We start from the raw sequence: 12138 nt of genomic DNA on the forward strand, positions 1-12138 counted from the left end.
TAAAGGACACACACAATGATCTATGCAAATCCTGGCAGCGACGGCGCACTTATTAACTTTAAATCCCAGTACGGTAATTACATTGGCGGACAGTGGGTCGAGCCTGTAAATGGTCAGTACTTTGATAATATTAGCCCCGTTAATGGTAAAGTATTTTGTAAAGTACCACGCTCTGATAAAGCGGATATTGAACTTGCCCTTGATAAAGCCCACGCTGCAAAAGCTGCTTGGGGTACAACTTCAGTAACGGCTCGTAGCAATATATTATTAAAAATAGCTGATCGGATAGAGCAAAACCTTGAGCTTCTTGCAGTTGCAGAAACGTGGGATAACGGTAAAGCCATTCGCGAAACATTGGCGGCAGATATCCCACTGGCGGCAGATCATTTTCGTTATTTTGCCGGTTGTATTCGCGCCCAAGAGGGCAGTATTGGCGAGATAGACGAAACCACAGTCGCGTATCATTTTCATGAGCCACTGGGCGTTGTTGGACAAATCATTCCGTGGAACTTCCCAATTCTAATGGCCGCATGGAAACTCGCACCAGCGCTTGCCGCAGGTAACTGTGTGATACTCAAACCGGCTGAACAAACACCAGTATCTATTTTAGTGTTGATGGAAATTATTGGTGATTTATTGCCTGCAGGCGTGCTTAATGTAGTAAATGGCTACGGTAAAGAAGCGGGCGAAGCGCTGGCAACCAGCACGCGTATAGCTAAAATTGCTTTTACCGGCTCAACTCCTGTTGGCTCACACATTTTAAAATGTGCCGCTGATAACATTATTCCATCAACGGTTGAGCTCGGTGGTAAATCACCGAATATTTTCTTTAACGATGTAATGGAAAAAGACGATTCCTTCCTAAGTAAAGCCATTGAAGGCGCAGTACTTGCGTACTTTAACCAAGGTGAAGTGTGTACTTGCCCATCGCGACTATTTATTCAAGAAGATATTTACGAGCAGTTTATTGAGCGTATTTTAGAGCGCACATTAAAAATTAAACGCGGTAACCCGCTTGATAGTGAAACCATGGTAGGCGCACAAGCGTCTAAAGCACAGTTTGATAAGATTCTCAGCTATATTGAAATTGGCAAAAAAGAAGGCGCACAAGTACTTACTGGCGGCAATGTAGAGCAACTAACAGATGAGCTAAATGGCGGTTATTACATTCAGCCAACGCTGTTAAAAGGCACTAACGATATGCGGGTATTCCAAGAAGAAATTTTTGGCCCGGTGATTTCAATGTCGACCTTTAAAGACGAAGCCGAAGCACTCGAACTGGCTAATAGCTCTGAATTTGGTCTAGGCGCAGGGGTATGGAGCCGCAACATGAACCGTGCTTATCACTTTGGCCGCAAAATAGAAGCAGGCCGTGTATGGACCAACTGTTACCATATGTATCCTGCACACGCTGCGTTTGGTGGTTATAAAAAATCAGGCATCGGCCGCGAAACCCACAAGCTTGCGCTTGACCATTACCAACAAACTAAAAATTTATTAGTAAGCTACAGCGAAGATCCGCTCGGCTTCTTTTAAATAAAGCGGTTAAGCTTAAACAAATAATTTTTATGAGTAATGAAAGCGCTGTATTGTTGCAGCGCTTTTTTACTTTTCTAAAGCACTGCGCTTTATATCCTCAAACACCTGTAATACCTTCCAAAATGCCAATTAAAACAACACCAAGTCCTCTTTTTATATTTTTCGTGAAATAGAAGTAACCGATTGAATCAAAATAGGAATTCGACTGTGGTTAGTACATCAATAAAAAATAAATTAAAAACGAATTATTCTTCAGGCTCGTTAGGTTTTTATAGAGGCTGGAGTGCAATCTAAGCTGCTAAAAATTAAATCCCAATTCCTTGAAGTCATTTAGATATTTTGAGCTCTTATATGCGCAAAAATATTGAGTTTGCAAAAAGCGAGGCGGAGCAAAAGGATCCCTTTGGGATGTCATATTTTATGAAAAAGATGATGAATTTGAATATATTTATGCAAACATCTTTTAATGTCCTAAACTTTGTGAGGCTAGATATGCACTGTCTTAGGCAAAGATATTTATGCCTGTTGCTTTTTCGTTTTACCCAACACACTTAAATTTAATGAGTTTAATGAGTTTAATGAGTTTAATGAGTTTAATATAGCAATGAATTAAGTTGTTTGTTAAAACACTTTGAGTGTAAGTATGTTATCGGCAGTACTATGTGCGATTATTTTACTATTTTTTGAACAGCTGAGGAAAAGTATGAGAAGAATCATACATCTAACTTTAATAATTTTATTTTCTACGATCTCAATGTCGGCGTTTGCAAGTGCTGATGTTGAAATAAAAAAGATCGCTTCAGGAGTGTGGGTTCATACCTCATATTATACATACCCAAATGGAGTAAAATTTCCTTCAAGTGGATTAATAGTTCAAGATGGGGAAGGCGTTGTTTTAGTGGATACTGCTTGGGGAGAGCTTGCTACGTTAGAACTCATGGAGCAAATTAGAACGAAGATTAAACTACCGATTAAAACATCAATAGTAACTCATGCTCATGGTGATCGGATTGCGGGTACGGATGCTTTAAAATCAAAAGGAATTCCAGTTTATTCGCATCCTCTAACGCAAAAATTTGCTACTGAGTATGGCTTGCCAGTACCAGATCAATCTTTAGAAGCAATTATTTCACCTGGAAGCATGGTTAGTTTAGGAAAAATTGATGTTATTTACCCAGGTCCAGGTCATGCAATGGACAACTTGATGATTTGGTTACCACAAGAAAAAATTCTGTTTGGTGGTTGTGCCGTTCGCGCTAAAGGAGCAACCTCTTTAGGCAATACTGCACATAGTGATATTGGTTCATGGCTTCAGGGAATGAAACATATTAGCCAGGAGTATAACTCTGCACAGATAGTAGTCCCAGGTCATGGTGAGCTAGGTGATTTTTCATTAATTTCAAACACATTAATGCTTTTAAGTGAGTCTGCGCAATAAATATACACTAATAATCACATAAAAGATCTCGTCAAGCTCTGATAGAGCGCCTTTTATGTGGGGAGAACGTAGGATTATCCTTTATAGGAACTAATCTTACGCCTCCTAAACTCATTGGTTAACTTTTTTAAAGCCACCAAAACCAACCTCTTACTGTCATCTAAAAAATACTAAACTACGTTTAGAGCTATCAACTTATAAAACTACTAAATAATTTAGCAAAAAAGTAGAAGTTAAAGATTATCAAATTATCGAAAATTGCTGTAAATGAAGATGACCAGGTTGCTGGAGGTTTAAACTTTGCTTAGGAGCTTTATAAAATGAGCAATCATTTTATTACCTAAGGTAGGCTAAGCACTTTGGTTGGATTATTGTTACCAAACCTTTAATCAGGTGAGGTGATGGGGCAGCTAGCAGTGAATATAGTATGCTGATTGCTCCAGCAAAGAAATTCAACAAAGAGCCTGCACAAAGAAATGCACCTTGATACTATATGTCTAATGATAATGGATATAGCAAGTAATATGTGAGGTTATAGCAATGAATCAATTAACTGAAAAAACGATAGCATGTCCTTATTGTGGTGAGAATATTGACGTGCTGCTCGATCCGGCAGATGTTGATCAACAATATATTGAGGACTGCCAAGTCTGTTGTAAGCCTATTAATTTTTTGGTTTTTGAAAATATAGATGAAGAGCTTTCAGTGACGGTTTTTAGTGATGACGAAGCTTATTGACTATCTTTATAGGCACTTACACTCAGCAAGGTTTGGGCAGTATGTTTAGCTGCAAAGCAATGCAGTAATATATAAAAGAGTATGACTAACCAACATAAAAAGCGCTGCAATTAATTGCTGCGCTATGGTTGCATTACTTAATGGTTATTAACGGTCTAAGTTCATTACTTTAGTCCATGCCGCAACAAAGTCTTCTACAAACTTTTGCTTTGATGTATCAAAGGCATATACTTCTGCAACTGCACGCAGCTCTGAATTTGAACCAAAGATAAGGTCAACTGAAGTGGCTGTGTACTTTTGCTCACCTGATTGACGATCAAAGCCTTGATAAATCCCCGCATCTGATGACTTTTTCCAAACCGTAGACATATCCAATAAATTAACAAAGAAATCGTTATTTAGAGTGCCTGGCTTGTCAGTAAATACGCCGTAGTCAGTGCCTTTATAGTTTGCATCAAGCGAACGTAATCCGCCTACTAATACCGTCATTTCAGGCACTGTTAGATCAAGTTGTTCTGCTTTATCTATTAGCATTTCAGTTGGCGATTTGTAGCTTTGTTCAGCATCAAAGTAGTTTCTAAAGCCATCGGCAGGCAGCTCTAATAAACTAAATGCATTAACGTCAGTTTGAGCTTGCGTAGCATCGCCACGGCCAGCATTAAACGGTACGTCTATTGTGTAGCCTGCATCTTTCGCTGCTTTTTCAATCGCAGCATTACCAGCTAACACAATCAGGTCGGCCAGTGATACTTGGCTTTTACTAAAGAAACTATCATTAAAGTCGGCTTGAATCGCTTTTAATACTTTAAGTACTTTTGCAGTTTCGGCCGGATTATTTACCGCCCAATCCTTTTGTGGAGCAAGCGCAATGCGTGCACCGTTGGCACCACCGCGCATATCGGAATGACGGTAGCTTGCAGCAGATGCCCATGCAACACGTACTAGCTCTGATACGCTAAGACCTGAATCTAAAATGCTGGCTTTAAGCTCTTTTACTGCGCCAGCATCAATGTTTGATTGAGTCTCTGCTGAAATAGGATCTTGCCAAATTAAGTCTTCTTTAGGAACTTCTTTACCTAAGAAGTTACGTGGTGGCCCCATATCTCGGTGAGTCAATTTGTACCATGCTTTAGCAAATGCCAGTTGATACTCTTTAGGGTCGTTTAAAAAGCGTTCAGCAATTTTGCGGTATTCAGGATCAAATTTTAACGCTAAGTCGGCCGTGGTCATTACTGGTGCGTTAAACTTACCTTTAATATGAGCGTCAGGTACAACGTTATGTAACGATTCATCCGTTGGGATCCACTGAATGGCACCCGCTGGGCTGCGAGTTTGTTTCCACTCAAAGTTAAGTAGATTGCTAAGGTACAGTGATGACCAGCGAGTAGGAGCTTGTGTCCATGCGCCTTCTAAACCACTTGATACGGTATCTTCAGAGTGGCCTTTACCACATTTGTTTTTCCAGCCTAACCCTTGTTCTTCAATGCCTGCTGCTGCGGGCTCTGCACTCACACAATCTTTAGGTTTGTGCGCACCATGCATTTTACCAAAGGTGTGGCCACCTGCGATAAGTGCAAGAGTTTCCTCGTCGTTCATGGCCATGCGAGAAAACGCCACACGAATATTTTTAGCTGAACCGATTGGATCAGGTACGCCTTTAGGGCCTTCAGGATTTACGTAAATTAAACCCATGTGAGTTGCACCCAATGGGCGTTCTAATTTGCCGCTGGCATCTTCACGGTCGCTGGCAAGCATTTCTACTTCTGGACCCCAGTAAACCATGTCTGGTTCCCAGTCGTCAGTTCGGCCGCCGGCAAAACCATAGGTTTCAAATCCCATGTTTTCTAGAGCAACGTTACCGGCTAATACGATTAAGTCTGACCATGAAAGTGCTTCTCCGTATTTTTGTTTAATAGGCCAAAGTAGGCGACGCGCTTTATCTAGGCTTACGTTGTCTGGCCAGCTGTTGAGTGGTTCAAAACGTTGTTGACCGCCACCAGCACCACCGCGGCCATCAAGCGTACGGTAAGTACCTGCGCTGTGCCATGTCATACGGATAAAAAATGGCCCATAGTTACCAAAATCCGCCGGCCACCAATCTTGAGATTGTGTTAGTAGGGCATCAATATCACTTTTTACTGTGTCTAAATCTAGGCTATTAAATGCCTTGGCATAATTAAAGTCGGCACCGTAAGGGTTTGAGCGTTCATCATGATCACGCAGAGGTGAAAGGTTAAGTTGATCTGGCCACCAAAACTGGTTTGTTCTGGTTGCGCCCATTTTAGCTTCACCCATGCCAACAGCACCTTGTGGCTTTGACATTTGTGGTTTTTCTTGGCTAACAGCGGTGCCAGATATAAGTGCCATACTTATAAATCCAACAAGCGCTTTTTTATTGAATGAACGGTTTTTCATTGTCAGCTTCCTTAAAGTTAACGAATTTCGTTATACAAAGCGTATTACTACTTTAAACAGAGATCTCAATCGCTTTAAAAATTATTGAGTTGTAAATTTGTTTGCTCAAGTGAGGCTTAATCAAGCCTGAATAACAAAGCAATGAAAAGAATATAGCATCGGGCTGAAATGTGTGTGCGAAATAAAGCGATTACTACAATCTATAAATGTGATTGATTTTGTTGTAGTGATTAGATAAATAGATTGTTTTTACTTAAGACGGAGAGAGTAATACAGATAAAAAAGCCCAGCCAAAGCTGGGCGACTACAAAAAATCTAGTGCACTTTAATTAATTTACTCGTTATAACACCTGAGGTCATTGACCCTGATACGTTTAATGCGGTGCGTGCCATGTCTATTAATGGCTCGATTGAGATCAGTAACGCGACTATCTCAACCGGTAAGCCCATGGTTGGTAATACAACCAATGCAGCAAACGTTGCGCCACCACCTACTCCGGCAATACCAAAAGAGCTTATAACAACAATGCCAATTAACGGTAAAATAAATTCGAATGTCAGCGGATCAATTCCTACGCTGGGCGCTACCATCATTGCCAGCATGGCTGGGTAAATACCGGCACAGCCATTTTGGCCAATAGTGGCGCCAAAAGAAGCCGATAAGTTAGCTATAGCAGGCGGCACTTTTAGCTGGTTAATTTGTACATCCACATTCATAGGAATAGAGGCTGCTGAACTACGCGAGCTAAATGCAAAGGTCAGTACTGGCCAAATTTTTTCAAAGTAACTCTTAGGGTTCACACCAACTAGGCTAAGTAATAAACCATGAGCAATAAACATTAATAATATAGCGACATAGGAAGCCACAATAAACGCCAGTAAATTAACAATATCATTGCTACTTGAGTTTGCCACAACGCTTGCCATTAACCCTGCGACGCCATAAGGCGTTAGCGCTATCACCATTCTTACTAAGTTCATTACTATGGCTTGTAAGGCGTTAACACCGTTGCGAATTGGATCTGCTAGTTCGCTACGTTCAAGCATCACCTTGCGTGCGGCAATCCCCACAAGGACACCAAAAATAACGACGGCAATTATAGAGGTTGAGCGTTGGTTACTTAAATCAGCAAATGGATTTTCTGGAATAAAGCTCAATAGCATTTGTGGCACACTTAAATCAGCTACATTAGCTGCTTTACCCTCTAGCGTGCTCATTTTTGCTGCCTCACGGGTTCCCGAAACTAAGCCTTCAATACTTAAATTAAAGCCATAGGTTACGGCAATACCAATTAAGGCTGCAATTGCCGTAGTAAAGAGTAAAACAGCAATACTAATGAACGATATTTTGCCCAAAGAGCCTTGGTTTTCTAGTTTCACCACGGCGGCAATCATAAACACCAATACCAATGGCATGATGATCATTTTTAATAGCCCAACATAGCCTTTACCAACAACACTTACCCAACTTAAAACGTCATTAATAGACTCCGGGGAGTGGGAAAATAAAAATTGTAAGGCTAAACCAAAAGCACTACCAACAACTAAGCCAAATAAAACAGTGCGAGATAAGGTTTTACTTTTTTGCGAAAAAAGATAAATCGCAAACAGCAAACCGACAAATAATGCCAGCATTAATAAAACAGCAAGCGACATAACATCCTCTTTAAAGCTGTGAATAAGCGCGGCACTTTAGCGTTTTGTATCGGGTTACGAAAATACACTTTTGATATGCTATAGAACAAATTGATATGTGCTAATAATATTTGAGTATAAAAAATACTATTGCACACAAATATAACCGTTGAGCTTCTATTTAAAGGTGCTAATAATGAATGCTAAATTAAGCAATGATAAAAACAGTATGAATGGACTTCTTTGGTCGTTATTTAGATCTTAATAATGTGTTTATTCGTATCAAAAAGTTGTATTCAAAAGAATTTTTCCTAATTATTAATTAATAGTGAGAACAGAGATGTTGCGATCAGTTGTTGGTTTAATGTTTTTTATTTTTTTAAGTGGGTGTTCGAGTCAATACCCAAATCAGAACTTAGTCGGTAAACAGTTTCCAACTATCAGTGGTGAAAGCTTGGAGCAACAGCAATTTACTATCCCTACAGACTTTAACAACGCACAGACATTACTGTTAATTGGGTATAAACAAGATAGTCAATTTGATATTGATCGCTGGCTTATTGGCTTGGATATGAGTGGCATAAACGTCACCGCTTATGAGTTACCCACAATTCAAGGCATGGTGCCGCGTATGTTTAGTACTTTTATTGATAGCGGTATGAGAAAAGGCATTCCTAAAGAACTGTGGGGCGGGGTGATCACTATTTATAAAGACGGTGATGCAGTACAAGCGTTCACTGGTAATGAAAATCCGAATAATAGCCGCATCGTATTAATTGATGGTAGCGGTAAGATTATTTACTTTTATGATCGGGGTTTTTCGGTTGCTGCATTAAATGAACTAAAAATGGTGATAGATAAAAAGCAGTAATACCCTGTAATGACCCAAACATGGGCTGCATGTTTGGGTCATTTATTTTTAACTTAAGCTGCCTCTTACTCCGTTATTTTTATCAATCATTTTTGTAGCAAGGATAGTCACTGTAACCTTGCTCAGTGCCGCCATACATGGTGGCTGCATCGGCTTCATTTAATGGCCATTGATTTTTTATGCGCGCTGGTAAATCAGGGTTTGCGATAAAAGGGCGACCAAAAGCAAATAAATCACCGTAGCCCTTAGCTAACATCGCCACCGCTTTTTCAACGGTGTACTTACCAGCGTAAATAATACGCCCAGAAAATTCAGCTCTGACTGCTTGATAAAATTGCTCTGGTAAATCAGGGGCATTGTCCCAGTCAGCTTCTGCAATTGAGAGGTAGGCAATACCGGCTTGTTCAAGTACTTTAATTGCTTCAATGTAGGTATGGTGCGGGTTTGATTCTACTAACCCTAAATAAACACGGGTTTCATCAGTACTGCTAAATAAGGGCGCAAATCTAACCCCTAAGCGCTCAGGGCCTACTACGTCACTTACTGCCGCGACAATTTCTTTTAAAAAGCGCAGGCGATTAGTAAGAGAGCCGCCGTATTCATCATCTCGTTTATTGGTGTGCTCAGAAATAAACTGATTTACTAAATACCCATTAGCACAATGCAGTTCTACGCCATCAAACCCCGCTTCTAGCGCATTACGGGCAGCTTGTGCATACATGCCAACAAGCTCTTTTACTTCATTGGTTGTTAAAGCTTGTGGTTCACTTGGATCGGCTAAAGCGCCTTGAGCCGGTCCTGTTTCAATAAAGACTTTAACGCTATCAGCTGTTAGAGCTGAGGGAGCAATAGGTTTGGCTTCATTAGGCTGTAAGCTGGTGTGTGAAACGCGGCCAACATGCCAAAGCTGGGCAAAAATAACTCCACCTTCTGCATGTACTGCATCAGTTACTTTTTTCCAACCAGCTATTTGTTGATTAGAATGAATGCCCGGTGTCCAGGCATATCCTTGTCCTCTTGGTTCAATTTGAGTGCCTTCGGTAACCATAAATCCAGCACTAGCACGCTGTGCATAATATGTGGCCATCACCTCGTTGGGGATATTGCCAGGAACCGTGCTGCGTGAACGTGTAAGTGGCGGCATTACAATACGGTTTTTAAGCGTGTGTGGGCCTAAATTGATTGATGAAAATAGACTGTCGATATTTTTGCTTGGTTGACTCATTTTAATACCTTTTAAATTAATAATGCTGTTTAGCGCCAATTACAATGCTGGTGAGCATAGGGATTAAAAGGTACAATTTGAAACAATGCTTTTTTGTTTAAGATACAATTATGAATGGTATATCTCGGCTTGATATAAAACAATTACGAATATTGAGTGCATTACTTAAACTAAAAAATGTGTCGGATGTGGCACGCAAAATGGGCTTAACCCAGCAGGCTATTAGCGAGCAGCTGCGAAAATTGCGAGACTTATTTGACGATCGGCTTTTTATTCGCCAAGGCAATACAATGGTTGCAACACCTAAAGCAATTGCACTAGAGAAGCCCATTAATCAAATATTAACTCAGGTAGAAGCGTTATTAATACCTAAACAATTTACCCCAAGTAGTTACAAGGGCGTATTTACTATAAGTGCGACTGATTACGCTATAGCAGCTCTTTTGCCACAATTATTAGAAATAACAAGACGCGAAGCGCCAGGATTAAAGCTGATTATTCGTGACTTTGCCTCTGATAATGTTAATCAATTAATAAGTGCAGGAGAGCTGGATTTATTAATTAGTTTTCCTGAATTTATCCCTGCAAACTTAATCTATGACACATTATTTGAAGAACAGCATATTTGTATTGCAGGGAAAGACACGGTGTTTTCTTCATCGACATTGAATCTTGCTGAAGTGGCGGCACACCCTCAATTAGTGGTTTCGGCGTCCCGTGCTAACTTACGAGGCTCTCACGACCAATGGTTTGCTGATAAGGGCTATGCGCGCAATATTGTAATGTCAGTGCCTGGCTTTTCATTTGTCCCCGATTTGCTTTGCAGTACTGACTTAATTGCTTTTTACCCATCGCGTTTACTGCCAAACGCCAAAGTGAAACAGCTTGAGGTTGAATTATTACCACCGCCATTTAAGGTGATTGCTGCATGGCATCCACGTTCAAATAACAGCGATATTCACCAGTGGTTAATAGCGCAATTAAAACGGATTTAGTGACTATTTAATTAGTTGACGAATATCGTTCCCTGTTGGTGCCTCATGGGCACGTAACGAAAAGGCGGGTAATATCGCTAATATATGGTCAAATATATCTGACTGAATATTTTCATATTCACCCCAATTAGTTGTATTGGTAAATGCATAAATCTCAATGGGTAAGCCATTTTTAGTTGGCTCTAGCTGCCTTACCATCAGTGTCATTCCCTGATGAATATGTGGGTGATGTTTTAATAGCGCGACTAAATAATGACGAAATGTGCCAACATTAGTGAGCCGGCGACCATTTAAAGTACAGCTCATATCTATTTTTTTCGTGGTATTTTGCTCGTTAATAGCCGGTAGGGTAATTTCGAGGTAGTGACTTAATAAATCTGCTTTTTTCAGCGCGGTGATTTCTTGTTCATCTAAAAAGCGCACACTGCTCATTTCTATGTGAATACTCCGTTTTATGCGCCTGCCACCGGATTCTGACATACCGCGCCAGTTTTTAAATGAGTCAGAAATTAGCGCATAGGTTGGGATAGTGGTAATAGTTTTATCCCAATTTCTTACTTTAACTGTGGTCAAGGCTATATCAATCACATCGCCATCTGCGCCGTATTTGGGCATTTCTAACCAATCACCAACCGCAAGCATATTGTTTGCTGAGAGCTGAATACCGGCCACCAGCCCTAAAATAGCGTCTTTAAACACCAGTAGCAGTACAGCCGATAGCGCACCTAAACCACTGAGTAATATTAACGGGGATTTATTCATTAATAATGAAATCGCTAAAATACCGGTTAATACGCTGGCGATCAGTTTAATTGTTTGTAAAAAACCACGTAATGGAAAGTGAGCTGCAATGGGTTGTCTATCAGATATCGCTTGAAAAATATTGAGCAAAGAGAACAGCGAAAGTAGTGCAAATAAAATGATCCACTGATCAGTAAACATCTCAATGATATGTAAAAAAGCCGTTCCTTCGGGAACCCAGAGCCTTGCTTGTATAACAACCACAGCACCTTGTAAAACAAAGGAAATATTACGTGTTAATTTAAGCGCTAAGTCGGCAGGCGTGTGGGTATCGGTTTGAACAACTTTATCACTAAAGCGGCCTTTAAGTAGTCGTTTTGAAACTGACCTTAAAATGAGGTGCAATATGAGCGCAAATAAGCCAACCCAGCACAGTACTAATATGTCGTACCATAAATACGCACTCCCAGGAAAATAAAGACTAAACCATTGCAGTAAAAATTCTCGCAGCTGCGATCGTATTTCAGTCATTTATATTCCC

The 12138-nt window shown here is 40.4% G+C and carries 9 protein-coding genes; 5 read left to right on the forward strand and 4 right to left on the reverse strand.

The features are described 5' to 3' along the window. Positions 1-15: 15 nt before the first annotated feature. The 3 genes from H5163_RS00970 to H5163_RS00980 all read left to right on the forward strand — a co-directional run bounded on the left by H5163_RS00970 (position 16) and on the right by H5163_RS00980 (position 3715). On the forward strand, positions 16-1536 hold the full coding sequence (locus H5163_RS00970; RefSeq protein ID WP_145234333.1) for an aldehyde dehydrogenase family protein: 1521 nt from the start codon (positions 16-18) through the stop codon (positions 1534-1536). A gap of 706 nt (positions 1537-2242) precedes the next feature. Further along, a complete protein-coding gene (gene bla / locus H5163_RS00975) occupies positions 2243-2977 on the forward strand; it encodes a subclass B1 metallo-beta-lactamase (RefSeq protein WP_182730757.1) in 735 nt (244 codons plus the stop codon). Positions 2978-3517: 540 nt separating this feature from the next. Further along, a complete protein-coding gene (locus tag H5163_RS00980) occupies positions 3518-3715 on the forward strand; it encodes a CPXCG motif-containing cysteine-rich protein (RefSeq protein ID WP_145234329.1) in 198 nt (65 codons plus the stop codon). Between the two features lie 147 nt (positions 3716-3862). Here the strand turns inward: H5163_RS00980 and katG are convergent, their stop codons facing one another. Together katG and H5163_RS00990 are read right to left on the reverse strand one after the other, a co-directional pair. Further along, positions 3863-6130, reverse strand: coding sequence for a catalase/peroxidase HPI (gene katG / locus H5163_RS00985; RefSeq protein ID WP_182733999.1), 2268 nt, complete (start codon positions 6128-6130; stop codon positions 3863-3865). A gap of 315 nt (positions 6131-6445) precedes the next feature. Then, the gene (locus H5163_RS00990; protein WP_149979997.1) at positions 6446-7786 is read right to left on the reverse strand and encodes an L-cystine transporter; all 1341 of its coding nucleotides are present in this window, start codon (positions 7784-7786) and stop codon (positions 6446-6448) included. Positions 7787-8105: 319 nt separating this feature from the next. Between H5163_RS00990 and H5163_RS00995 the strand changes: the two genes are divergently transcribed. Continuing rightward, on the forward strand, positions 8106-8636 hold the full coding sequence (locus H5163_RS00995; protein ID WP_145234322.1) for a hypothetical protein: 531 nt from the start codon (positions 8106-8108) through the stop codon (positions 8634-8636). Between the two features lie 82 nt (positions 8637-8718). Here H5163_RS00995 and H5163_RS01000 read toward each other — a convergent pair whose 3' ends face one another. Then, positions 8719-9861 carry an alkene reductase gene (locus H5163_RS01000; RefSeq protein ID WP_182734000.1) on the reverse strand — a complete coding sequence of 381 codons (1143 nt, stop codon included), beginning with the start codon at positions 9859-9861 and terminating at the stop codon, positions 8719-8721. A 110-nt stretch (positions 9862-9971) separates the two neighbouring features. Between H5163_RS01000 and H5163_RS01005 the strand changes: the two genes are divergently transcribed. After that, the gene (locus H5163_RS01005) at positions 9972-10856 is read left to right on the forward strand and encodes a LysR family transcriptional regulator (RefSeq protein WP_182734002.1); all 885 of its coding nucleotides are present in this window, start codon (positions 9972-9974) and stop codon (positions 10854-10856) included. Positions 10857-10859: 3 nt separating this feature from the next. Here H5163_RS01005 and H5163_RS01010 read toward each other — a convergent pair whose 3' ends face one another. After that, entirely contained in the window at positions 10860-12128 is a 1269-nt protein-coding gene (locus H5163_RS01010; RefSeq protein ID WP_182730753.1) for a mechanosensitive ion channel family protein, read from the reverse strand. Positions 12129-12138 lie beyond the last annotated feature (10 nt).

Source organism: Pseudoalteromonas sp. SG44-8 (assembly GCF_014164125.1).
GTDB classification, from domain to species: domain Bacteria; phylum Pseudomonadota; class Gammaproteobacteria; order Enterobacterales; family Alteromonadaceae; genus Pseudoalteromonas; species Pseudoalteromonas rhizosphaerae.